Annotated in this window: 21 protein-coding genes; 16 read left to right on the top strand and 5 right to left on the bottom strand. The window is 51.3% G+C overall.

All coding sequences use genetic code 11. The features are described from left to right. Nucleotides 1-65: 65 nt before the first annotated feature. The 3 genes from CXIVA_RS11955 to leuS all read left to right on the top strand — a co-directional run bounded on the left by CXIVA_RS11955 (nucleotide 66) and on the right by leuS (nucleotide 5,243). Nucleotides 66-2,141, top strand: a complete 2,076-nt coding sequence (locus tag CXIVA_RS11955) for an elongation factor G (protein ID WP_013978302.1) — start codon at nucleotides 66-68, stop codon at nucleotides 2,139-2,141. A 170-nt stretch (nucleotides 2,142-2,311) separates the two neighbouring features. Further along, the gene (locus tag CXIVA_RS11950; RefSeq protein WP_013978301.1) at nucleotides 2,312-2,572 is read left to right on the top strand and encodes a hypothetical protein; all 261 of its coding nucleotides are present in this window, start codon (nucleotides 2,312-2,314) and stop codon (nucleotides 2,570-2,572) included. Between the two features lie 259 nt (nucleotides 2,573-2,831). Beyond that, the gene (leuS, locus tag CXIVA_RS11945; protein WP_013978300.1) at nucleotides 2,832-5,243 is read left to right on the top strand and encodes a leucine--tRNA ligase; all 2,412 of its coding nucleotides are present in this window, start codon (nucleotides 2,832-2,834) and stop codon (nucleotides 5,241-5,243) included. Between the two features lie 109 nt (nucleotides 5,244-5,352). On the opposite strand, the gene CXIVA_RS11940 is transcribed toward leuS, so the two are convergent. From CXIVA_RS11940 to CXIVA_RS11920, 5 genes are all read right to left on the bottom strand, one after another. Beyond that, on the bottom strand, nucleotides 5,353-6,072 hold the full coding sequence (locus tag CXIVA_RS11940) for a PHP domain-containing protein (protein WP_013978299.1): 720 nt from the start codon (nucleotides 6,070-6,072) through the stop codon (nucleotides 5,353-5,355). Continuing rightward, the gene (locus tag CXIVA_RS11935) at nucleotides 6,056-6,400 is read right to left on the bottom strand and encodes a hypothetical protein (protein WP_013978298.1); all 345 of its coding nucleotides are present in this window, start codon (nucleotides 6,398-6,400) and stop codon (nucleotides 6,056-6,058) included. Before CXIVA_RS11935 ends, CXIVA_RS11940 begins: the two co-directional genes overlap by 17 nt. A gap of 20 nt (nucleotides 6,401-6,420) precedes the next feature. Further along, entirely contained in the window at nucleotides 6,421-7,794 is a 1,374-nt protein-coding gene (locus CXIVA_RS11930) for a [Fe-Fe] hydrogenase large subunit C-terminal domain-containing protein (RefSeq protein WP_013978297.1), read from the bottom strand. Nucleotides 7,795-7,856: 62 nt separating this feature from the next. Beyond that, nucleotides 7,857-8,279, bottom strand: coding sequence for an ATP-binding protein (locus CXIVA_RS11925; protein ID WP_013978296.1), 423 nt, complete (start codon nucleotides 8,277-8,279; stop codon nucleotides 7,857-7,859). Continuing rightward, entirely contained in the window at nucleotides 8,272-8,625 is a 354-nt protein-coding gene (locus CXIVA_RS11920) for a DRTGG domain-containing protein (RefSeq protein WP_013978295.1), read from the bottom strand. Before CXIVA_RS11920 ends, CXIVA_RS11925 begins: the two co-directional genes overlap by 8 nt. A 218-nt stretch (nucleotides 8,626-8,843) precedes the next feature. Between CXIVA_RS11920 and nuoE the strand changes: the two genes are divergently transcribed. The 13 genes from nuoE to CXIVA_RS11855 all read left to right on the top strand — a co-directional run bounded on the left by nuoE (nucleotide 8,844) and on the right by CXIVA_RS11855 (nucleotide 23,838). Further along, complete coding sequence (nuoE, locus tag CXIVA_RS11915) at nucleotides 8,844-9,338, top strand: NADH-quinone oxidoreductase subunit NuoE (RefSeq protein ID WP_041727927.1); 495 nt, start codon at nucleotides 8,844-8,846, stop codon at nucleotides 9,336-9,338. Continuing rightward, nucleotides 9,338-9,901 (top strand): ATP-binding protein, encoded by a 564-nt coding sequence (locus CXIVA_RS11910; protein WP_013978293.1) that lies wholly within the window; start codon nucleotides 9,338-9,340, stop codon nucleotides 9,899-9,901. Before nuoE ends, CXIVA_RS11910 begins: the two co-directional genes overlap by 1 nt. A 22-nt stretch (nucleotides 9,902-9,923) precedes the next feature. Beyond that, nucleotides 9,924-10,301 (top strand): (2Fe-2S) ferredoxin domain-containing protein, encoded by a 378-nt coding sequence (locus CXIVA_RS11905; protein WP_013978292.1) that lies wholly within the window; start codon nucleotides 9,924-9,926, stop codon nucleotides 10,299-10,301. Between the two features lie 10 nt (nucleotides 10,302-10,311). Then, nucleotides 10,312-12,099: an NADH-quinone oxidoreductase subunit NuoF gene (nuoF, locus tag CXIVA_RS11900; RefSeq protein ID WP_013978291.1), complete on the top strand. Its 1,788-nt coding sequence runs from the start codon at nucleotides 10,312-10,314 to the stop codon at nucleotides 12,097-12,099. A 13-nt stretch (nucleotides 12,100-12,112) separates the two neighbouring features. After that, complete coding sequence (locus tag CXIVA_RS11895) at nucleotides 12,113-13,864, top strand: NADH-dependent [FeFe] hydrogenase, group A6 (RefSeq protein ID WP_013978290.1); 1,752 nt, start codon at nucleotides 12,113-12,115, stop codon at nucleotides 13,862-13,864. 265 nt (nucleotides 13,865-14,129) lie between these two features. After that, nucleotides 14,130-15,512 carry a 2-isopropylmalate synthase gene (locus tag CXIVA_RS11890; RefSeq protein WP_013978289.1) on the top strand — a complete coding sequence of 461 codons (1,383 nt, stop codon included), beginning with the start codon at nucleotides 14,130-14,132 and terminating at the stop codon, nucleotides 15,510-15,512. 13 nt (nucleotides 15,513-15,525) lie between these two features. Then, nucleotides 15,526-16,182, top strand: a complete 657-nt coding sequence (locus CXIVA_RS11885) for a GntR family transcriptional regulator (protein WP_013978288.1) — start codon at nucleotides 15,526-15,528, stop codon at nucleotides 16,180-16,182. A 92-nt stretch (nucleotides 16,183-16,274) separates the two neighbouring features. After that, complete coding sequence (locus CXIVA_RS11880) at nucleotides 16,275-17,486, top strand: NADP-dependent isocitrate dehydrogenase (RefSeq protein WP_013978287.1); 1,212 nt, start codon at nucleotides 16,275-16,277, stop codon at nucleotides 17,484-17,486. 17 nt (nucleotides 17,487-17,503) lie between these two features. Continuing rightward, complete coding sequence (abc-f, locus tag CXIVA_RS11875) at nucleotides 17,504-19,435, top strand: ribosomal protection-like ABC-F family protein (protein WP_013978286.1); 1,932 nt, start codon at nucleotides 17,504-17,506, stop codon at nucleotides 19,433-19,435. A gap of 52 nt (nucleotides 19,436-19,487) precedes the next feature. Continuing rightward, complete coding sequence (locus CXIVA_RS11870; RefSeq protein ID WP_013978285.1) at nucleotides 19,488-20,123, top strand: redox-sensing transcriptional repressor Rex; 636 nt, start codon at nucleotides 19,488-19,490, stop codon at nucleotides 20,121-20,123. 87 nt (nucleotides 20,124-20,210) lie between these two features. Then, nucleotides 20,211-21,752 (top strand): bifunctional ADP-dependent NAD(P)H-hydrate dehydratase/NAD(P)H-hydrate epimerase, encoded by a 1,542-nt coding sequence (locus tag CXIVA_RS11865; protein ID WP_013978284.1) that lies wholly within the window; start codon nucleotides 20,211-20,213, stop codon nucleotides 21,750-21,752. Beyond that, entirely contained in the window at nucleotides 21,739-22,911 is a 1,173-nt protein-coding gene (gene alr / locus CXIVA_RS11860) for an alanine racemase (protein ID WP_013978283.1), read from the top strand. The genes CXIVA_RS11865 and alr overlap by 14 nt, the downstream gene beginning before the upstream one ends. Before the next feature lie 18 nt (nucleotides 22,912-22,929). Further along, nucleotides 22,930-23,838: a hemolysin family protein gene (locus CXIVA_RS11855; protein ID WP_013978282.1), complete on the top strand. Its 909-nt coding sequence runs from the start codon at nucleotides 22,930-22,932 to the stop codon at nucleotides 23,836-23,838.

Genomic DNA, 23,838 nt, shown 5'->3' with positions numbered 1-23,838 from the left:
TATTGTACCATGAAATTTAGTAAAATGTACTCATAATTACTAAATTGTATTGGAGGATCCAGCATATGAACGTTTATACTACAGACAAAATCCGTAACGTCGTTCTTTTAGGCCATGGCGGAGTGGGCAAGACCACGATCGCAGAGGCTATGGCATATCTTTCCGGACTGACCAGCCGCATGGGCACCGTCAGTGACGGAAATACGATCAGTGATTATGATAAAGAAGAAATAAAAAGAAAGTTTTCCATCAGCACATCGGTAATCCCCATTGAATGGAATGATACAAAAATCAATATTCTCGATACCCCGGGCCTCTTTGATTTTGTCGGGGAAGTGGAAGAAGCGGTTTCCGCTGCAGATGCGGCGGTCATTGTTGTCGACGGCAAATCCGGGATTCAGGTGGGAACCCAGAAAGCCTGGGAAATCTGCGACCGTTATAATATTCCCCGCCTGATCTGCGTAACCGGCATGGATGATGACAATGCCAGCTTCCGTCAGACTGTGATGGATATGCAGGAGTTATACGGCAAGAAGATCGCGCCGTTCCACATTCCGGTCCGTCAGGATGAAAAACTGATCGGTTATGTAAATATCATTACCCGGGAGGGCGGCAGATGGAATGACCGGCATGAAGTCGAAGCAATGGAAGTGCCGGAATACAGCAAGAAGAATCTGGAGCTTCTGCGGGAGACTCTGATGGAATCCGTGGCGGAGACCAGCGAGGAATTTATGGACCGTTATTTCAGCGGAGAGGAATTTTCCGAAAACGAGATCCGGGCGGCTCTGCGTGTCAATGTGCTGGACGGAAGCATCGTGCCGATTTCCTTCGCCTCCGGAATCAATGCCCGGGGTATTTACACGCTGCTGGATGATATTGTGAAATATCTTCCCAGTCCGGACAAACGGCAGTGCAAGGGAATCAACACCAAAACCAATCAGGTCTTTGACGCGGACTATGATTTTTCCAAACCGAAAACCGCGTATATTTTCAAAACGATTGTGGATCCCTTTATCGGAAAATATTCCCTTATTAAAGTCAATTCCGGTGTCCTCAAGACCGATGATGTGATGTATAACGAGGAGCGGGGCATGGATGACAAGATCGGAAAGATCTATGTCATGCGGGGAAACAAGCCGGAAGAAGTACCGGAACTGCATGCAGGGGACATTGGCGCCCTGGCCAAACTCACCAAGGCAGTGACGACAGATACGCTGTCAACCAAGGCCTCACCGGTGCTTTATATCCGCACCGTTCTGTCACAGCCTTACACCTGCAAGGCATATCAGGCAGTAAACAAGGGGGATGAGGATAAGATTTCCCAGGCCCTCGGCCGGATGATGCAGGAAGACCTGACCCTGAAAAACGTGATTGACAGCGAGAACCGTCAGTCTCTGCTGTATGGAATCGGGGAGCAGCAGCTGGATGTTGTGGTCAGCAAACTGCAGGAAAAATATAAAGTGTCCATTACATTGAGCAAACCGCGGATTGCGTATAAGGAAACAATCCGGAAAAAGGCAGATGTGGAAAACAAGTACAAAAAACAGTCCGGCGGTCATGGCCAGTACGGACATGTCAAGATGACCTTCGAGCCTTCCGGTGATCTGGATACGCCCTACGTATTTGAACAGACGGTAGTCGGCGGCGCTGTGCCGAAGAACTATTTCCCGGCAGTGGAAAAGGGAATTCAGGAGGCCGTTACGGCCGGACCGCTGGCAGGCTATCCGGTGGTGGGCGTTAAAGCTGTTTTATATGACGGTTCCTATCATCCGGTGGATTCTTCGGAAATGGCCTTCAAGACAGCGACCATTCAGGCTTTTAAAAAAGGATTTATGGAAGCCTCTCCGGTTCTTCTGGAGCCCATCGCGTCTCTGAAGGTGGAGATTCCGGACCGGTTTACCGGCGATGTGATGGGAGATCTGAACAAACGGCGGGGACGTGTGCTTGGCATGAATCCCATGGACGGCGGCAAACAGGAGATTGTCGCAGACATTCCTGTGGCAGAGCTGGATGGTTATAACACCGATCTGCGGTCCATGACCGGAGGCGCCGGCGTATATTCCTATGAAGTGTCACGCTATGAACAGGCGCCGCAGGAAATCCAGGAGAAGGAAGTGGCAGCCAGGGCTGCGGATGAATAAAGATTTTCCGGAAAATCCGGCAGGAATGTACGGCATTTGATGCAGAATGGTATAAAAATTGCAATTCCTGAAGAAGTCCGGTATACTGAATAGGTAAAGAAAAAGATGTATCATGCGGTGTATGTCGGCGATTGCCGAAGAACATGCGCTGCGCAGACAAGGAGGAACCTATGCAGGATATGCAGGAAAATGAAGCAGTAAGACCGGAAAGTGATATGGGGGTAGGCAGCTGGATCGGGACATTGATTGTTGCGGCAATTCCGATTGTCGGCCTGATCATGCTGATCGTCTGGGCTGTCAGCGGCCACAACAGACCGTCCAGAAGAAACTGGGCAATCGCGCAGCTGATTTTATCCATTATCTGCTATGTAATCGTCATTATCGTATTTGTATCCATGGGCTCGGCAATCAATGCTATGATGCATCTGTAAGACCGGAGCCGGCAGAGTCGGAGGCCGGAAGGCATCCGGCAGATCACAAAAACAGAAACATACCTGAGATCTCCCGCACTGATTTCTTTCCTGAATCCGTGCGGGAGATTTTTCGCTTCTGTGCGGCGCGTTTTTGCGTGAAGGGAAATCAGGTTTTGGTGTGCCCGGAACAGGGAACCCGGGTTGACATATCCGGCTGTTATGATAGAATTTTAGAGTTAGTACACATATAGTGTGCAGATACGGAGGAAAATGAGATATGTCAGTACCATATAACCACCGTGAGGTGGAGCAGAAATGGCGGAAAATCTGGAAAGAAAAACCAGTAAATGTCAACGACGGCAAAAAGCCGAAATACTATTGCCTGGATATGTTTCCGTATCCATCCGGCAACGGACTCCATGTGGGACACTGGAGGGGATATGTGATCTCAGATGTCTGGAGCAGATATAAGCTGCAGCAAGGTCATTATATTATTCATCCGATGGGCTGGGACGCCTTCGGCCTGCCGGCTGAGAATTACGCGATCAAGATGGGAACCCATCCGGCGATCACCACCGCTTCCAATATCAAAAATATCAAGCGGCAGATCAACGAAATCTCCGCTCTGTATGACTGGGATATGGAAGTCAACACCACAGATCCGTCCTTTTACAAATGGACCCAGTGGATCTTTGTGCAGATGTTTAAAAAGGGACTGGCGTATCAGAAGGAAATGCCCATTAACTGGTGTCCGTCCTGCAAGACCGGACTGGCCAATGAAGAAGTGGTTAACGGCAAGTGCGAACGGTGCGGGGCTGATGTTACCAAGAAAAATCTGAACCAGTGGATGCTGAAAATCACAGATTACGCAGATCGTCTGCTGGATGATCTGGACAAGCTGGACTGGCCGGAAAAAGTCAAAAAAATGCAGACCGACTGGATCGGCAAGAGTTACGGGGCAGAAGTGAACTTCCGCGTAGATGGCTCTGACCGTACGATTACGGTATATACCACCCGTCCGGATACCCTGCATGGCGCCACATTTATGGTGCTTGCGCCGGAGCATGCCATGGCATCGGAACTGGCGACACCGGAGCAGAAAGGGGCCGTAGAAGACTATATTTATCAGACTTCTCTGAAATCTTCAGTAGACCGGATGCAGGACAAGGAGAAGACAGGTGTGTTCACCGGATCGTATGCGATTAATCCGATCAACGGCAAAAAAGTGCCGATCTGGCTGGCCGATTATGTGCTTGCGGATTACGGTACCGGCGCGGTGATGTGTGTGCCGGCCCATGATGACCGTGATTTTGAATTCGCGGTGAAGTACGGCATACCGGTGGTTCAGGTCATTGCCAAAGACGGAAAAGAAATTGAGCACATGACAGAGCCTTATACGGAAGCCCGGGGAACCATGATTAATTCCGGCAGCTGGAACGGCATGGAATCTTCGGAATTAAAGAAAAAGGCACCCCACATCATCGAAGAGATGGGATGCGGCAGGGCAACGACGAACTATAAGCTCAGAGACTGGGTATTCTCCCGCCAGAGATACTGGGGCGAGCCGATTCCGATCGTACACTGCCCCCATTGCGGAGCTGTGCCGGTACCGGAAGAAGAGCTTCCTCTGCTGCTTCCGGAAGTGGAGTCCTATCAGCCCACCGGAACAGGGGAATCCCCGCTGGCAGCGATTACGGACTGGGTAAACACCACCTGTCCCTGCTGCGGCAGACCGGCCAAGCGCGAAACCAACACCATGCCCCAGTGGGCAGGGTCTTCCTGGTATTTCCTGCGCTATATTGACAATAAGAATGACAAAGAACTGGTATCCCGGGAGAAAGCAGACAAATATCTGCCGGTGGATATGTACATCGGCGGCGTGGAGCATGCGGTGCTGCATCTGCTGTATTCCAGATTTTATACCAAATTCCTGTATGACATTGGTGTCATTGATTTCGATGAGCCGTTTAAGAAACTGTTCAACCAGGGCATGATCACCGGCAAGAACGGAATCAAAATGAGCAAATCCAAGGGAAATGTCATTTCACCGGATGATCTGGTCAGAGATTACGGCTGTGATTCGCTGCGGCTGTACGAGCTGTTTGTAGGACCGCCGGAACTGGACTCCGAATGGGATGACCGAGGAATCGACGGTGTATACCGCTTTATCAGCAAGTTCTGGAAACTGGTGATGGATCAGAAGGATGCCAATGCGGCACCGACAAAAGAACTGGTGAAACTCCGGCATAAACTGATTTATGACATTACCACACGTCTGGAGAGCTTTAGTTTGAATACGGTAATTTCCGGATTTATGGAATACAATAACAAGCTGAATGATCTGGCGAAGAAGGGCGGCGTGGACAAAGAGACACTGGAGACATTCGTGGTTCTGCTGTCTCCCTTCGCACCACACATCAGCGAAGAACTCTATCATCAGCTGGGGCATGAAGATTCTGTCTTTACTGCCGGCTGGCCTTCCTATGATGAAGAAGCCATGAAAGATGATGAAAAAGAGATCGCAGTACAGATCAACGGAAAGACCAAAGGTGTGGTAACCATTGCTGCAGATGCGTCCAAGGAGGATGCTTTGGCAGCGGCAAAAGAAGTGCTGGGAGACAAACTGACAGGTACGATTGTCAAGGAGATTTATGTGCCGGGACGGATCGTAAATATTGTGCAGAAATAACAGAAAAAGAGCTGCAATTCAGTAGATGCAGAAACAAAGAGCTGCCTGCGGCCAGTGGAAATGGAAGTTCCATCGGCCGCAGGCAGCTCTTTTGCTTCAAAGGAACCGGTCAGCAGGGGGCTGTACGAAAGAGGGAAGCAAAGGTTACGTCATCTGCCTCCAGAGGGATCCCTCCTTCTTTGATCTGTCCCAGACTGTGGGCGTCAGAATTCCACAGGGGTCTGCATGGGACCAGGCGGGGATTCCGTTCTAGAAGTTCCTGCTGACGGTCTTCGGTACACCGGCTGCTCAGTTCGTAAAAACTGAATTCGCTGTCATAGGGAATAAAACCGAGGTTGGACAGCAGGGAATTGCTGGGCTTGTCGATATGGGCCGGGAAATAAATGCCTCCGAATTCCGGCAGCAGATGCGTCAATGCGGAAAACGAGATATCCGTGGCGCAGAGCAGCAACGGGTCGTATTCGCCCGCCGGCTGATCATCCGGCGCGTAAAGCAGCTGCCGGCCGAATAGTTCGGGGGTGTTTTGCAGCAGAAGACGGCGGTCGGCGACATATGCGTCAAAATCCATGGCCCGTTCCAGGGAAGGAAACAGGCAGACTGCATGGACTTCTTCCGCTGTGGTCAGTTCCATGCCGCAGATTCCGAAAATACCGTAGCGCGCGGCAGCCTTCAGAAAGGCTTCGCAGTTGCGGCAGGTGTTGTGGTCGGTCAGCGCCGCGACGTGCAGATGATTTAAATGTGCCATTCCGGCGATGTTTTCCGGCGTCATATCGTCATCCGCGCAGGGGGACAGGCAGGAATGGATATGCAGATCATAGGTCAGTTTCATGCTGTTTCTTATATACCTCCAGAGCAGCCTGGAAAACAGGCAGATTTGTTTGGTAGAGGCAGATATGCTGCTGCGCTGCCTTTTCCAGTACTTCCGGAGTGGGATGAATGCCGCAGCACAGGATGACGCAGGCGGCATCTGTCAGGGACGCGACGGCCAGGGTATTGATATTGTTCATTACGGTACACCAGGCACACTGCGCCGGCGCTCCCTTCATGGCCACACTCAGGAGATCACAGCAGTAGGACGTGCTGATTTCATCTTCCGGGAAATCAGAGGGAACCAGTTCTTCAAAATCCGGTAACGTATTCAGATCTTTTATTTGCATCCTTGTCCTCCTTGGGGTGTTCAGTCTTTGCTGCTGCCGGTATCCGCGGAATCAGCAGCCGGTGGTTTCTGTGTATCCGGTGTTTCGGCTGCGGCAGCTGCTTGTTTCTGTTCTTTTATCATACGGCTGTAGAGTCCCCGCAGCATGTAGATGCAGTTTTCCCGCTGGGCACCGGGAGCTCCCCGCACAATATCTTCTGCCAGGGTGCGGCAGGTGGGGCAGCCGCAGGAACCGCAGTCCAGGCCGGGAAGTGTCTTTAAGATTTCCTCCACATCCGTCATTTTCTGCATGCTGTCAAACAGGTCATCACCGAGACGGTATACCGGTTCATATAACAGCGGAGAGGTCCATTCCGGATGGATCCCGCACCGGTCCTCGAAGAATTCCCGGTGGGACTGGCTGGGCGCGGTGCGCTCCTCCAGCTGTTTGATCTTGGCGCGGGCATAGTAGGGATTTTCCACATTCAGGACTCCGCCGACACAGCCGGCGCTGCATCCCTTTAACTCCGCGTAAACCAGCTCTTCGGTGATCTTGCCGTCTTCGATGTCATTGAGCACCCGGATCACGTTTTCGATGCCGTCGGCGGCCAGGTAGTTGCGGGTCCCTAGGCTTTTGGCCTCCGAACAGGTGGTTCCCACGGTAATGCCGATTTTTCCGCAGCGGGAGAGATGGAGCGGGTGGGCGGCGGCATCTTTCATGGCTGTGATCAGATCAGGATAAATGTCCTTCAGGGCGATGGTCTTGTCCACCGTCTGGGTATCCGTGCCGAAGGGATCATGTACAAAGGAAATCTGTGCCGGACAGGGAGAAATATAGATGATGCCGATCCGTTCCTCGGGCAGGCCGGATTTTTCCAGTGCGATATGCAGAGCGGCCTGGGCGGCTATTTCCGTGGGCGGCACATAAGGGAGAATATTCTCGATCAGGCTGGGAAAACGCACGCGGATCAGCCGTTCCACTGACGGGCAGGTCGGATTGATCACCGGACGGATGTCCGGATGCTCGGCGATATAGTCCCTGGCTTTATCCATAATGTATTCATAGGCCAGGCCCACTTCGAACACGTCATCAAATCCCATGCCAATCAGGGCGGACAGGATGATGTTGATATCGGTCAGATGATTGAACTGTCCGTAAATCGACGGATCGACCAGGGCCACAAGATAGTCGTATTGGTTTCGGACAAAATGATAGTCATCCCGCCGGGTTTCCTTTGCGTTGTGGGGACAGTGAATGATACATTCTCCGCAGTCGATGCAGAATTCTTTGATGATGCTGGCCTTCCCGCTGGTGACGCGGATCGCGGCAGTGGGGCATCGTTTCAGACAGTGGATGCACCCTTCGCACAATTCGCTGCGCAGGTAAACCGAGTGATAAAATTTGTTTTGATTCATAATCAGATACTTGCCTCTGTTTCATTATCTGTTTGCGGACCGCAGAACGGTGCCGCCTGCCTTCAGCGCAGGTTAACGGTCATATGCACCGTGGTTCCGACGCCGGCTTTGGTGTCAATGGACATGGTGTCGGAAGACTTTTTCATATTGGGCAGTCCCATGCCCGCGCCGAATCCCAGGGACATAATCTGGGAGGTGGCGGTGGTGTAGCCTTCCTGCATGGCTTTGTCCACATCTTCGATCCCAGGGCCCGTGTCCTTGAGCAGCATATCGATTTTTTCCGGATCGATTTCCACATCAATGGTTCCGCCGTTGGCGTGGATCACCATGTTGATTTCTCCTTCATACAGGGCGATGGAGACCCGCCGGATGATTTCCGGAGAAATGTGCATCTGTTTCAGCTTTCGTTTCAGATCGCTGCTGGCTTCCCCGGCGCGGGTAAAATCCTCTCCGTCAACGGTATAATGATATTTGATACTAGTCACTTGCTTTTACCCCCCTGATCCCGTGTTCGTAAAGAATGCCGGATGTGGTAAACATCGGCAGTTTTGTGTACATAATGCTCATGCCGCAGTCCCGGGCCAGGTCGATCATACCGCTGTCCGGAACTTTTCCCCGGCTGAAGATAATGCATGCAAGATCTTTCAGTTCCGCGGAACGAATGACCTGCTGGCTGCGCAGGCCGGTAATCAGCGCGCAGCCGGGCACAGCAAAAGCCAGTACATCCGCCATCATGTCAGAGGCGTATGCAATGGCGATTTCCTGATCCAGGTCAGGACCCGGCACACAGATTTCGGCTTCGAGAATGGAGGCAATTTGTCGGATTGTCAATGTGGGTTCCTCCAGATTACTAGTTGAAATGTAATAGATGCCAGTAGCAATTGTATCAAATTATGTGCATAATGTCCATGCTTCGGCTGGATTCAACATTTGTCGCATGACAAACGCAAAATTGTACGAAACATTAAACAATATTTCATTGCATTAAAGTGAAAGGGGTGCTATAGTATACATGGATTGTATCTAACTTAAAACAATGAGGAGGTAACATTGTGGCAGAAAACAGAACCGCTTCCTTTCACGGAAGCAATGAACAGGAACAGGAGCTTCGCCTTGCGATCGAAGAACTGCGGAATGAAAAGGGCTGCCTGATGCCGATTATGCAGAGAGCCCAGGATATCTACGGATATCTTCCGGAGCAGGTTCAGAAGATCATTGCGGACGAACTTGAAATTCCGATGGAAAAGATATATGGCATCGCTACATTCTACTCACAGTTCAATTTGACTCCAAAGGGGAAATATCAGATTTCTGTCTGTCTTGGCACAGCATGTTATGTAAAGGGATCCGGAGATGTGCTCAAACGCGTCACGGAAGTGCTGGGTATCCAGACCGGCGAATGCACACCGGATGGAAAATTTTCATTAGATGCCTGCAGATGCGTCGGCGCCTGCGGACTGGCACCGGTAATGATGATTAATGAAAATGTATATGGCCGCCTGACCGCGCGTGACGTGGATCAGATCCTGGCAAAATATAACTGATGCTTCCCGAAATTTCTCTGACAATTCTGGATATCGCACAGAATTCAATCACCGCAAAAGCAGCTGATATATTCATCTCTGTTCTGAGAGATACCATCAATCATACACTCACTTTTACAATCCGTGATAACGGGACAGGTATGGATGAGGAACAGCTGAAAGCCGCCGTAGATCCGTTTTATACCACACGGACCACAAGAAAGATCGGACTGGGGATTCCGTTCCTTCAGCAGTCGGCGGAATGCACCGGCGGAAGTTTTTCCATTGCATCCGAAAAAGGCAAAGGTACATCCATGCAGGCCGTATACTGTACGGACAGTATTGACTGCATGCCTTTGGGGGACATTGCGGAGACCATCTATTCGCTGGTTGTTTTTAATGAGGGGATTCATTTTGTGTATCACTATCGGGTGAATGGACACGGATTTGATCTCGACACGGATGAAATCCGTAAAATCATCGGTGATACATCCTTCGCACAGAAAGAAATTGCGGAATTCATTCACTCCTATCTGAAAGAAAATACAGATGAGACAGATGCGTACGGGGAACAGCAGATATAAGACATGTATATGGAGGAATTCTATGAAATCACTAATTGAGCTTCAGCAGATAAAAGAGAGAATGAAGGGCGAGATCGGCCTGCGGGATGCTTCCAGCGACAAGACCCGCGTGGTGGTCGGCATGGCTACCTGCGGCATCGCTTCCGGGGCAAGACCGGTATTAAACACTCTCGCGGAAGAGGTTAGAAATAAAAATCTTGACAACGTCATGGTGACCCAGACCGGATGTATTGGCCTGTGCCAGTATGAGCCGATTGTGGAAGTCTTTGAACCGGGCAAACCAAAAGTTACCTATATCTGGATGGACGCAAAAAAGGCAAAGGAAGTCGTGGAACAGCATCTGGTAAACGGAAACGTCGTAGACCAGTATACGCTGAAGGCAGCCGACAAATTAAAGTAGGAGGGAAATCATGTATCGTTCACACGTATTAGTCTGCGGCGGATCGTCCTGTAAGGATTCGGAAAGCGGCAGAATCCTTTATAATTTCACACAGGAAATCAAAGCCAACGGACTGGAGAATGAGATTAAAGTCATCGAAACCGGCTGTCACGGGCTGTGTTCCTACGGACCGATTGTTGTCGTGTATCCGGATGGCACATTCTATCAGAAAGTCCGCCCGCAGGATGTAAAAGAAATTGTCACGGAACATCTGCTGAAAGGCCGGGTAGTGACCCGTCTGGAATATCACGAGGACAACAGCGGCGGACAGGCTTCTCTGAATGAGACCGTATTTTATAAACGGCAGAAGAGAATCGCCCTGCGCAACTGCGGTATTATCAATCCGGAGAATATTGATGAATACATTGCCATGGACGGCTATCAGGCACTGGGCAAGGTCCTGACCACCATGACACCGGACGAAGTCATCCAAACGATTCTGGACAGCGGCCTGCGGGGACGCGGCGGCGCCGGATTCCCTACCGGACTGAAATGGAAATTCGCTTCCGGCAACCGCGGAAATGTTCAGAAATATGTATGCTGCAATGCGGACGAGGGGGATCCCGGCGCATTTATGGACCGGTCTGTATTGGAAGGTGATCCTCATGTGGTTCTGGAGGCAATGGCCATCGCCGGTTATGCCATCGGATCCAATCAGGGATACATCTATGTCCGCGCGGAATATCCGATTGCGGTGGAACGTCTGAAAATCGCCATTGATCAGGCCCATGAATACGGCCTGTTAGGAAAGAATATCTTTGAAACAGGATTTGACTTTGACATTGAGCTCCGTCTGGGCGCAGGCGCCTTTGTCTGCGGCGAAGAGACCGCGTTAATGACGTCCATTGAAGGAAACCGGGGTGAGCCCCGTCCGAGACCGCCGTTCCCTGCAGTCAAGGGCTTATTCGCAAAACCCACGATTCTGAACAACGTGGAAACCTACGCGAATATTCCGCAGATTATCTTAAAGGGCGCGGACTGGTTCAGCTCCATCGGCACGGAAAAATCAAAAGGAACCAAAGTCTTTGCCCTTGGCGGAAAAATCAACAATACAGGTCTGGTGGAAGTGCCTATGGGAACTCCGCTGCGTACGGTAATTGAAGAAATCGGCGGCGGCATCCCCCAGGGCAAGCAGTTCAAAGCCGCGCAGACCGGCGGACCTTCCGGCGGATGCATTCCAGCAGAATGCCTGGACGTACCCATGGATTATGAAAACCTCGGCGCCATCGGTTCCATTATGGGATCCGGCGGACTGATTGTCATGGATGAAGATAACTGTATGGTGGATATCGCCAAATTTTACCTGCAGTTTACCGTAGATGAGTCCTGCGGAAAATGTACGCCCTGCCGTGTGGGCACCAGAAGGATGCTGGAAATTCTTGAAAAAATCACCAAGGGAAACGGAACCCTGGAAGATATCGACAAACTGGAGGAACTGGCAAATTATATCAAGGAAAATTCCGCCTGCGGCCTTGGCCAGACGGCACCGAATCCGATTCTTTCTACCCTGCGGTATTTCAGAGATGAGTACATTGCCCATGTAACAGAGAAGAGATGCCCTGCAGGTGTATGTAAAGATCTGGTACATATGTATATCGACGGCACGAAATGTGTGGGATGTACCATGTGTGCAAGAAACTGTCCGGTAGGCGCTATTACAGGAGAACTCAGAAAACCGCATACCATCGATGTGACCAAATGTATTAAATGCGGTGTCTGCATGGAAAACTGTAAAGTAGATGCTGTACGGAAAGGTTAAGGAGGAATTGGAAATGAGTAACGTAAATCTGACTGTCAACGGGATTGCTGTTTCCGTTCCGGAGGGCACCACAATTTTAGAGGCTGCCCGTCAGGCGAATATCGAGATCCCGACGCTGTGTTTTTTAAAGGATATTAATGAAATCGCTGCCTGCCGAATCTGCGTGGTGGAAGTGAAGGGCGCCAAAACCCTGGTCACTGCCTGCGTCTATCCGGTAGCGGAAGGAATGGAAGTATGGACCAATACGGAGAAAGTACGGGATTCCAGAAGAAAGACCCTGCAGCTGCTTCTGTCCATCCATGAGAGAAAATGTCTGTCCTGCGCCCGCAGCGGCAGATGTGAGCTGCAGAAGCTCTGCTATGACTACCATATCGATGAGGATGATTACTTTGACGGCGTGCGCAATGTGTATCCCATCGATGATAGCGCGCCGCATATGATCCGGGATAACAACAAATGCATCCTGTGCCGCCGCTGCAGCGCCACCTGTGAAAAGGTACAGGGAATCGGTGTCATCGGCGCCAATGAGCGTGGATTTGAGACCAATATCGGATCCCCCTTCGGCAAAGGCCTGGGAGACACCGCCTGTGTATCCTGCGGACAGTGTATCGCGGTGTGTCCTACCGGCGCATTGCAGGAAAAAGACAATACAAAAGATGTCTTTGACGCCATTGCGGATCCGACCAAGCGGGTCATTGTACAGACGGCCCCGGCAGTACGGGCTGCTCTGGGTGAGGAATTTGACTATCCCATCGGCACAGATGTGGAAGGCAAGATGGCAGCTGCGCTGCGGCGCCTTGGATTTGATGATGTATTTGATACGGATTTTGCAGCCGACCTTACCATTATGGAAGAGGCGAACGAACTGATCGAACGTGTCACCAACGGCGGCGTGCTTCCCATGATGACCTCCTGTTCACCGGGATGGATCAAATACTGCGAGCATTATTTCCCTGACCTGCTGCCACATCTGTCATCCTGCAAGGCGCCCCATACCATGTTCGGCGCCATCGCAAAGAGCTACTATGCGGATAAAATCGGCGTGGATAAAAAGGATCTTGTTGTGGTCAGCGTAATGCCCTGTACCGCGAAGAAATTCGAAATCACCCGTCCGGATGAAGACGGCGCGGGCGTACCCGATGTAGATATTGTTATCACCACCAGGGAGCTGGCACGGATGATCCGCATGGCCGGCATCCAGTTCCGGGATCTTCCGGATGAAAAATTTGACGCGCCTTTGGGACTCGGCACCGGAGCCGCAGTTATTTTCGGCGCCACCGGCGGCGTTATGGAAGCAGCCCTTCGTACCGCCTATGAGAAAATCACCGGCGAGGAGCTGCCGGCACTTGATTTCAAGGAAGTGCGCGGAACCGACGGAATCAAGGAAGCAACCTATGATCTGAAGGGAACAAAGATGAAAGTCGCAGTGGCTTCCAGCACCAAATGCGCCCATGATCTGATGAAAAAAGTACAGTCCGGCGAAGCCGACTATACCTTTATTGAAGTCATGGGATGTCCGGGCGGATGTGTCAACGGCGGCGGTCAGCCCCAGCAGCCGGGCTATGTCCGCAACACAGTGGATCTGGCTAAAGAGCGTGCCAAGGCCCTTTATGAAAATGACCGGAACTGCACATACAGAAAATCCCATGAAAACCCTGCGATTATTCAGCTGTATGACGAGTTCCTCGGCCAGCCGGGCAGCCATCTGGCCCATGAACTGCTGCATACCACCTATATCCCGCGTACCGTTCATGAAATCAAATAAGAGCAGGTTCTGAAGGATTCCTCTTTGGAATACCGCAGGACAGAAAAACGCAGAGACCGCTTCCTTCGTGGTTTCTGCGTTTTTTTCATGCAAAAGAGGGGCCATCCTCTTGACTGCTTTATCGTATTAACGTATAATCGTATACAATTATACGTTAATACAGCGGTCCGGCAGTCGCGCATTTGAGAAACAGGCAGAAGCGAACAGGTGCAGGTTTCCATACAGACGATGTCAGGTACGGGCGCAGTACGGAAAGGAGTCTTACATGCGCAATGTTTATATGAATGACCATAATAATCTGCTTCAGCTGGAGGAGCGGTTTTATGAACTGGTGGATGTGAAGAAGCCGGTGACTTTTCACAATCTGTTTCCTTATGAAGAAATTCCGAAAATCGCTTTTAATGACCGTGTGGTTCCCCATAATATGCCGGAGGAAATCTGGATTACCGATACCACATTCCGTGACGGCCAGCAGTCCAGGGAGCCATATACCACGGAACAGATGGTTCAGATCTTTGACTATCTCCACCGGCTGGGAGGGCCAAAGGGCATTATCCGGCAGAGCGAGTTTTTCCTGTACAGCAAAAAGGACAGGGACGCCGTGTATAAATGTATGGAGCGGGGATATGAGTTCCCGGAAATCACCAGCTGGATCCGCGCCAGCAAGAAGGATTTCCAGCTGGTAAAGGATCTGGGACTGAAAGAGACGGGCATTCTGGTCAGCTGCTCGGATTATCATATTTTTTACAAACTGCGGATGACCAGAAAAGAAGCCATGAATCACTATCTGGATGTGATTCGGGAATGCCTTGAAACGGGAGTTCGTCCCCGCTGCCATCTGGAAGATATTACCAGAGCGGATATTTACGGATATGTGATTCCCTTCTGCAACGAGCTGTCAAAGCTTTCCGAAGAATACGGAATTCCCATCAAAGTGCGGGCCTGCGATACCATGGGATATGGCGTGAACTATCCCGGCGCCGTGATTCCCCGCAGTGTGCCTGGCATTATCTACGGACTGAAAACCCATGCCGGGCTGCCATCTTCCATGATTGAATGGCATGGCCACAATGATTTCTACAAGGCGGTGTCTAATTCGTCCACTGCATGGCTGTACGGGGCTTCCGGTGTCAACTGCGCGCTTTTCGGAATCGGGGAACGTACCGGCAATACGCCGCTGGAGGCCATGGTTTTTGAATATGCGCAGTTTAAAGGCGGCCTGGATGGCATGGATACCACGGTGATTACAGAACTTGCGGAATATTATGAGAAAGAACTGGGGTATCATATTCCTGAGCGGACCCCTTTTGTGGGGAAAAACTTTAACGTAACCCGTGCCGGAATCCATGCGGACGGACTGCTGAAAAATGAGGAAATCTACAATATTTTTGATACAGAAAAGTTCCTGAACCGTCCGCCGCTGGTATCTGTTTCCAATACATCCGGGGCCGCCGGCATTGCCCACTGGATCAATACCTATTACCGTCTGCCCCAGGAGCGCCAAATTGATAAGAATTCAGAACTGGTAACCCGGCTGAAAAAGTGGGTGGATACGATGTACGAGGAAGGCCGTGTCACAGTGCTGACCGACCGGGAACTGGTGGTCAAGATCACAGAGATCTGCCAGCAGCTGAAGATTACATTGTAACGGAGGAGAAGCTATGAGCAGTGAAAGCAATTCGTTAAGCTCGAAAGTGTACCATATTCTGGAAGAAAACATTCTGTCCGGCAAATACAAACCCAACGAGGAACTGAAGGAAAAAGCCATCGGAGATGAACTCTGTGTCAGCCGGACGCCTGTGCGGGAAGCCCTCCGCCAGCTGGAACTGCAGGGTCTTGTGACCATTACGCCCAATCGGGGCGCCCAGGTGGTGGGGATTTCCAGGGAGGATATGTATGACATTCTGGAGATCCGGTCCATGCTGGAAGGATACTGCGCCCAGAAAGCTGCCCGTCACGCGTCGGATGATCAGGTGGCAGAACTGGAAGAAATCGTATACCTGACGGATTTTCATGTGCAGAGGGGAAACGCGGAGCAGGTGTTTGAAGAAGACAACCGTTTCCATGAAACCCTGTACCGGGCTTCCGGCAGTAAAATCCTGGAACATGTGCTGAGTAATTTTCATCATTATCTGCAGCGGGTGCGCAAGGTGACGCTGGCATCCGGGACGAGGGCGGCTTTTTCCAATGATGAGCACAAGGCAATCGTGCAGGCGATCCGTGCGCATGATGGGGAACTGGCCAAAAAACTGGCAAACGATCATATTATGAATACAATAAAAAACATTGAAGAAGTAGGCTGGGATAATGTATTATAGCATGTGAGACTTCTTTTGCAGTCACGCTGAAGAAGGCCCGATCTGCAAAAAACGGGAATACGCACGCCGTGCCCGTGTTAGAGGAGGAAGATATGAGCAGAATTACAATGACGACTCCCATTGTGGAGATGGACGGAGATGAGATGACCCGTATCCTGTGGAAGGAGATTAAAGAAGAGCTTCTGCTTCCATATATTGATCTGAAGACAGAATATTACGATCTTGGACTGAAACATAGAAATGAAACCGATGACAGAGTGACTTTTGACGCAGCCAATGCCACAGCGAAATACGGCGTCGGCGTGAAATGCGCGACCATTACGCCAAACGCGGCCCGTGTGGAAGAGTACGATCTGAAGGAAATGTGGAAGAGCCCGAACGGAACGATTCGTGCCATCCTGGACGGAACCGTATTCCGTACCCCCATTGTTGTAAAGGGAATTGAACCGGTTGTACGGAACTGGAAAAAGCCGATTACCATCGCGCGTCACGCGTACGGGGATCTGTATAAAAATGTAGAGATGAAAATTCCGGCAGCAGGTAAAGTGGAGCTGGTTTACACGGCTGCGGACGGCAGCGAGCAGCGGGAGTTAGTGCATGAATTTACCGGCCCGGGCATCGTTCAGGGACAGCATAACATCAACAAGTCCATCGACAGCTTTGCTCACAGCTGCTTCAACTATGCCCTGGACACCAAACAGGATCTCTGGTTTGCGGCCAAGGACACCATTTCTAAAAAATATGACCATACCTTCAAGGATATTTTCCAGGAAGTCTACGAATCGGAATACAGGAGTGCCTTTGAAGAAGCGGGCATTACTTATTTCTACACCCTGATTGATGACGCCGTGGCACGTACCATGAAATCCGAAGGAGGATACATCTGGGCCTGCAAGAATTACGACGGCGATGTGATGAGCGACATGATCTCTTCCGCCTTCGGCTCCCTGGCCATGATGACATCTGTGCTCGTGTCCCCCAGCGGTGTCTATGAGTATGAGGCGGCTCACGGAACGGTGCAGAGACATTACTATAAGTATCTGAAGGGCGAAGAGACTTCTACCAACTCGGTGGCAACTATTTTTGCCTGGAGCGGCGCACTGAGAAAACGCGGCGAACTGGACGGCATTTCCGAACTGCGTACCTTTGCGGACCAGCTGGAGGCAGCAACCATCGGCGTGATTGAGTCCGGCCGCATGACCAAGGATCTTGCGCTGATTACCACCATGGAGAATCCGGTGGTATTAAACAGCTTTGACTTTATCAAGGCAGTGCGGGAGGCTCTTGATGCGGTTCGCGCATAGCAGGAGAGTATGATGCAATGATAGCAGGCTGTCAGAATATAACAAAATCTTATGGAACGGATGTCATTTTAAATGATGTATCCTTTCATGTAAATGAATATGAAAAAGTAGCAATTGTCGGCATCAATGGTGCCGGCAAATCTACGTTATTAAAAATAATTACCGGCGAGGAAACCGCGGATTCCGGCACAGTGACCATTGCCCGCGGCACTTCCGTCGGGTACCTGGCGCAGTACCAGAATGTGGAGGATCACAAAACCATCTACGATCAGGTGCTGACCGGAAAACAGGATCTGCTGGATCAGGAAAAGAAAATCCATGAGATGGAACAGAATATGAGCCGGGTGGCGCCCGAACAGATGGACAGCTACCTGGTGCAGTACCACCGGCTGCTGAGTGATTTTGACCGGAATGGTGGATATGCGGTGCACAGTGAAGTCTCAGGCGTATTAAAGGGACTCGGTTTCGCGGAAGAGGATTTCAGCAAATACTGTGATGAACTGTCCGGCGGTCAGAAGACCCGGGTGGCCCTGGCCCGGCTGCTGGTGACGCAGCCGGATCTCCTTCTGCTGGATGAGCCCACAAACCACCTGGACATTGAATCCATCAACTGGCTGGAAAATTTTCTCCTGAACTATAAAGGAACGGTGATCATTGTTGCCCATGACCGTTATTTTCTGGATCGGGTGGTGTCCAAAGTCGTGGAGATCAGCTGTCATGCGGCCCATGTATATAAGGGGAATTATTCCGAATACGCGAAAAAGGCAGAACAGCGCAGAGAAGAGCAGATCCGCGCTTACATGAATCAGCAGCGGGAAATTGCCCGGCAGCAGCAGGTGATCGACAAACTGAAGTCCTTTAACCGGGAGAAATCTGTTAAGCGGGCGGAAAGCAGGCAGAAAGCGCTGGATAAAATACAGCGTCTGGAAAAACCGGAGGAAGAAAAGGGCGGAATGACTCTGACCCTTCAGCCGGAGGTCATCAGCGGAAATGATGTGCTGGATGTGGAGGGATTAAGCAAGTTCTTTGGCAGCCACACGCTGTTTTCTTCCATTGATTTTCAGATCAAACGGGGAGAGCGGGTCGCGCTGATCGGCCAGAACGGAACGGGAAAGACGACGATCCTGAAAATTCTGAACCGGAAGCTGCCGGCGGATGCCGGGAGCTTCCGCCTGGGAACCAATGTAACCATCGGGTACTATGATCAGGAGCAGCAGGAACTGCATGACGAAAAGACCCTGTTTGAAGAACTTTCCGATGCGTATCCGCATATGACGGAGACAAAGATCCGGAATGTGCTGGCGGCATTCCTTTTTACCGAGGATGATGTCTTTAAGAGGATCGCTGATTTGAGCGGCGGGGAGCGGGGACGCCTTTCCCTGGCGAAGCTGATGCTTTCTGACGCGAATTTCCTGATTCTGGATGAGCCTACGAACCATCTGGACATTGAGTCGAAAGAAATTCTGGAATCCGCCCTGCGCAGATATGAGGGGACCGTTTTGTTTGTGTCCCACGACCGGTATTTTATTAACCGGGTGGCTACGAGAATTCTGCACCTGACCAGACATGCGCTGGTAAACTATATCGGAAATTACGATTATTTCGCAGAAAAAAGGGAAGTCAACGAACAGGCTGTGTTTGGCGGCGAAACAGAGACTGCCGCGGCGGAAGCTTCATCTGCTGCCCAATCCGAGGAAAATTCCGGAAAAGAAGATTACGCGGATCAGAAGGCACAGAAAGCAGCCAGGAAAAAACAGGAACGGGAAATCCGGAACGTGGAAGAACGGATTTCAGAACTGGAAGAGAAGATCGGGCAGATTGACCAGCTGTTTATGGACCCGGAAACGGCGAAAAATTCCGCGAAGCTGAATGAGCTGAGCGCGCAGCAGCAGGAATTAAAGGAAGAGCTGGAGACCTGTTACGAAACATGGGAAAGTCTCATGTCGTAATCAACAGGAAATTCTGCTATAATCTTTACATGATAACGGAGGTAGACGACAAGTGGATAAACAGATTTCTCCTGCGGTAATACGCAGGATGCCGCGATACTATCGGTATCTGACAGAGTTATTGGAAGAGGGAACCGAACGTATTTCATCCGGAGAATTAAGCAGAAGAATGAAAGTCACTGCATCCCAGATCCGTCAGGATCTGAACAATTTCGGAGAATTCGGCCAGCAGGGATATGGGTACAATGTGCAGTATCTTCATGATGAAATCGGCAAAATTCTTGGAATTGACCATACGCATAATATGATTATCATCGGTTCCGGACATCTGGGCCAGGCACTCGCCAATTATTCCAATTTCAAAAAAAGAGGGTTTGAAGTAGTGGCGCTCTTTGATGTGGATCCGGCACTGAAGGGAAAAAAATCCGGCGGTGTTGAAATCCATATGATGGAAGAACTGGATGAGTTTGTAAAGTCAACCCCGGTGCATGTGGCAGCACTGACCCTGCCGAAGGCCTATGCCAGAGAAGCGGCGGAGCATGTGATCGCCCTGGGGATCAAGGCCATATGGAATTTTGCCCATATGGAAATGGACCTGCCGGAGGACGTGACGATTGAATCCGTGCATCTGTCCGACAGTCTGATGCATCTGTCCTATCTGATTACAGACAAAGAGCGCCAGTCCTGACGGATTTTTGGAAAAAGGGGGCCATGGCCGTACGAAAACGGCAGGAAAGCAAGCATCTTACAAAGAGTGTCGGAAAGAGAGGCAGCGATGCAGGAAATTCTTTCAGGCAGCACCATGCAGCAGTGTGATCGCAGTACGATGGAATACTTCGGTGTGATTTCACCGGTTCTGATGGAGCGTGCCGCACTGAAAATCGCAGAGTATATCATTCATACAGCGGATCGGGAAAAGGATCGTATTCTGGCTGTCTGCGGCAGCGGAAACAACGGAGGCGACGGAATTGCCGCCGCCAGGCTGCTGTGTCTGGCCGGATATCACGCGGAAATTTATTTCGCAGGAAACAGGGAACATGCCAGCACGGAATGCGGCCGCCAGCTTTCCATCGCGGAAAAATACGGGATCCCGATCCATACGGAATATCCCCCGGGCAGATGGACGGTATTGCTGGACAGCCTGTTCGGCATCGGGCTAAGCCGACCGGTTTCCGGAAGATACGCGGAGCTGATTCGCCGGCTGAATGACAGTAAAGCCAGAAAAATCGCAGTGGATATCCCGTCGGGGATCCATGCGGACACAGGACAGGTTATGGGGTGCGCGTTTCGCGCGGATGCTACGGTAACTATGGGATTTTACAAGATGGGGCAGCTGCTCTATCCCGGAGCCGCCTGCTGCGGCCGTCTGATCCGTGCGGAGATCGGCATTGATCATCGAAGTCTCCTGGGACATTCGCCGGATGCCTGGAGCATGGAGAAAAATGACCTGGTTCGGATGCCGGAACGCCGCAATGACTCCAACAAAGGATCCTGCGGACGGGTGCTTCTGGCGGCCGGCAGCCGCAATATGGCCGGAGCCGCGATCCTGGCAGCCCGGGCGGCATATGCGGCGGGCTGCGGCCTGGTGCGTATCCTGACGCCGGAATGCAATCGCATCCCCCTGCAGACCGCAGTGCCGGGCGCGATCCTGACCGTATATGACGAGGAGGGGTGCGAATCCCTAGATTTTCAGGAACTGTGCGGCTGGGCAGACGCGGCGGCCATCGGTCCCGGACTGGGACAGTCAGAGGCGTCATTTCATCTGCTGAAGGGACTGCTGACCGAAGTGCGCAGGCGCTCTGCCCAAAAGCAGGGCGGCAGCGGGTTCCCGTGTGTGATTGACGCAGACGGCCTGAATCTGATTGCTGCCCATACGGAACTGCGGCCGCTGCTGCGGGGCTGTATTCTGACCCCCCATATGGGGGAAATGAGCCGGCTTACCGGCAGGAGGATTGCCGAACTGAAGGTTTCACCGGTGGAGGCGGCCCGAAGTTTCGCGAAAGATACAGGGGCGGCTGTCGTGATGAAAGACGCCAGAACCGTCAGCGTGACAGAAGACGGCCGCTGTTTTATTAACTGCAGCGGAAACCACGGCATGGCTGTGGGCGGTTCCGGCGATGTGCTGACCGGGCTCCTGACAGGAATCCTGGCGCAGGATGCCGGTCCGGAGGAACTGGTACCGCTGGCGGTATATATCCACGGGCTTGCAGGCGATGCGGCAGCCAGGGAAAAGGGACCTTACAGTATGCAGGCGGAAGACCTGATCAATGGCATCGGAATAATTTTAAAGAAGGTATATTTTCATGAAAGCATATAGCAGAGTGCACGCAGACATTGACCTGGATGCGTTTTCCTACAATCTTCAGCAGATCAAAAACTGCCGCGCAGACAGCAGCACAAAGATCATGGCAGTCATTAAAACCGACGGATACGGGCATGGGGCCCTGGCGCTGTCGGAGGTTCTGGAGCAGGAGGAAGACATCTGGGGGTATGCGGTTGCCTCCGTGGACGAAGGAAAGATCCTTCGCCGGGCAGGACGCAGAAAACCGATCCTGATTCTCGGATACTCCTTTCCGGATCAGTATGAGGAAATGATTGATCTGGATATCCGCACCGCGGTTTTTTCCTTTGAAACGGCCCGGCAGATTTCCAAAGCAGCCAGAAAACTGGGCAAAACCGCGAAAATTCATATCAAACTGGATACTGGCATGAGCAGGATCGGATTTTCCATTACGGAAGATTCCGCGGACGATATTGTAAGCATCAGCCAGCTGCCGAATTTGGAAATTGAGGGAATTTTCACTCATTTTGCCCGGGCAGATGAGAAGGACAAGCGTTTTACCGAATGCCAGGCAGAGGCCTTTGACCGGATGATTGATCTTCTGATGGTACGGGGGCTTCGGATCCCCATTCACCATATTTCCAACAGCGCGGGAATCATTGATCTGCCCCAGTATAACAAAGACATGGTACGCGCCGGGATTATTCTCTATGGACTGTGGCCTTCGGACGAAGTGGACAGAAGCAGGATCCGCTTAAAACCGCTGATGTCGATTCACAGTCAGGTGGTTTTAGTGAAAAAACTGGGGCCGGGCAGGAGCATCAGCTACGGCGGCACATACAAAACCAGCACGGATGAGGTCATCGCAACGGTTCCGGTGGGATACGGGGACGGCTATCCCCGTTCCCTGTCAAACAAGGGGTATGTTCTGATCCGCGGATGCCGGGCGCCGATCCGCGGACGGGTGTGCATGGACCAGTTTATGGTGGATGTTACCCATATTCCGGATGTTCAGCAGGGAGAACCGGTTATCCTGCTGGGCCGTGACGGCGAACAGGAGATTACGATGGAAGAACTGGGGGAACTGTCCGGACGCTTTAACTATGAGCTGGCCTGCGATCTGAGCAAACGCATCCCCCGTAATTATCTGAAAAACGGAGAGATTGTCAGCCAGTACGATTTTTTCGCTGAATAAGCAAGGAGAGCATGACAGATGGAGAACGACGGCAAACCGCGAAGTCAGAAGCGCAGAAAATTCCGGAATCTTTTTTCCGGCCGGCAGGAGCCGGACAGCACAGAAGCAACCACAGAAGAAGAAATCATGTCCATGGTAGAAGAAGGACATGAAAAGGGCGTGCTTCACGAGAGTGAGGCGCGGATGATCAGCAATATTTTCGATTTTGACGACAAAGACGCCAAGGATATTATGACCCACCGGAAGAATATTGTGGCAGTGGATGCTTCCATGACATTAAAAGAGGTTCTGTCCTTTGTGAACGAAAAGGAATATTCCCGTTATCCGGTCTATATGGAGAACATAGACAATATCACCGGAGTCATTCACATTAAGGATTTACTGAACTATGTCTGCCGGGAGGGACTGATGGACCGGGAAATCCGGCAGATCCGGGGATTGGTTCGCAGGATCGCGTTTATTCCGGAAACCAGGCATATTGACGATCTGTTCCGCCGGATGCAGGCCATGAAAATCCATATGGTAGCCGTAATTGACGAATACGGTCAGACTGCCGGATTGGTGACCATGGAGGATATCCTGGAGGAAATCGTCGGAAATATTATGGATGAGCATGATTCGGAAGAGAGTGAAATCATTCAGCAGAAAGACGGCAGTTTCCTGATTGACGGGGAGATGGAGACTGATGACGTGTGTGAGGAACTGGGGATCGACGAATCCCTGATGGGAGATTTTGATACCCTGAACGGATTCCTGATTGCCGAGATCAACCGGATTCCCAATGATGGGGAAGTCTTTACGGTACATGCCCTGGGATATGATTTTGATGTACTGCAGGTGGAGAACAAGATGATCAAGGCCGTACGTGCCTCCCGGGCGCCGGATCCCGGCAAAGAGGAAACAGAGAAAACAGAGCAGGCCGAGTGA

The sequence above is a fragment of the Clostridium sp. SY8519 genome (assembly GCF_000270305.1).
In the GTDB taxonomy this organism is placed as follows: Bacteria; Bacillota; Clostridia; order Lachnospirales; family Lachnospiraceae; genus SY8519.
Note: the sequence above shows the minus strand (reverse complement) of the source record. Positions and strands in the feature narration are given on the sequence as shown.

Excerpts from the sequence above, each read along its gene's own strand:
- CXIVA_RS11910 (WP_013978293.1), top strand. The coding sequence starts at position 9,338 with ATGCTTCCCGAAATTTCTCTGACAATTCTGGATATCGCACAGAATTCA.
- CXIVA_RS11885 (WP_013978288.1), top strand. The coding sequence starts at position 15,526 with ATGAGCAGTGAAAGCAATTCGTTAAGCTCGAAAGTGTACCATATTCTG.
- CXIVA_RS11855 (WP_013978282.1), top strand. The coding sequence starts at position 22,930 with ATGGAGAACGACGGCAAACCGCGAAGTCAGAAGCGCAGAAAATTCCGG.
- CXIVA_RS11955 (WP_013978302.1), top strand. The coding sequence starts at position 66 with ATGAACGTTTATACTACAGACAAAATCCGTAACGTCGTTCTTTTAGGC.
- CXIVA_RS11890 (WP_013978289.1), top strand. The coding sequence starts at position 14,130 with ATGCGCAATGTTTATATGAATGACCATAATAATCTGCTTCAGCTGGAG.
- CXIVA_RS11905 (WP_013978292.1), top strand. The coding sequence starts at position 9,924 with ATGAAATCACTAATTGAGCTTCAGCAGATAAAAGAGAGAATGAAGGGC.
- CXIVA_RS11940 (WP_013978299.1), bottom strand. The coding sequence starts at position 6,072 with ATGAAACTGACCTATGATCTGCATATCCATTCCTGCCTGTCCCCCTGC.
- CXIVA_RS11930 (WP_013978297.1), bottom strand. The coding sequence starts at position 7,794 with ATGAATCAAAACAAATTTTATCACTCGGTTTACCTGCGCAGCGAATTG.
- alr (WP_013978283.1), top strand. The coding sequence starts at position 21,739 with ATGAAAGCATATAGCAGAGTGCACGCAGACATTGACCTGGATGCGTTT.
- CXIVA_RS11935 (WP_013978298.1), bottom strand. The coding sequence starts at position 6,400 with ATGCAAATAAAAGATCTGAATACGTTACCGGATTTTGAAGAACTGGTT.
- abc-f (WP_013978286.1), top strand. The coding sequence starts at position 17,504 with ATGATAGCAGGCTGTCAGAATATAACAAAATCTTATGGAACGGATGTC.
- CXIVA_RS11865 (WP_013978284.1), top strand. The coding sequence starts at position 20,211 with ATGCAGGAAATTCTTTCAGGCAGCACCATGCAGCAGTGTGATCGCAGT.
- CXIVA_RS11895 (WP_013978290.1), top strand. The coding sequence starts at position 12,113 with ATGAGTAACGTAAATCTGACTGTCAACGGGATTGCTGTTTCCGTTCCG.
- leuS (WP_013978300.1), top strand. The coding sequence starts at position 2,832 with ATGTCAGTACCATATAACCACCGTGAGGTGGAGCAGAAATGGCGGAAA.
- nuoF (WP_013978291.1), top strand. The coding sequence starts at position 10,312 with ATGTATCGTTCACACGTATTAGTCTGCGGCGGATCGTCCTGTAAGGAT.
- CXIVA_RS11950 (WP_013978301.1), top strand. The coding sequence starts at position 2,312 with ATGCAGGATATGCAGGAAAATGAAGCAGTAAGACCGGAAAGTGATATG.
- CXIVA_RS11880 (WP_013978287.1), top strand. The coding sequence starts at position 16,275 with ATGAGCAGAATTACAATGACGACTCCCATTGTGGAGATGGACGGAGAT.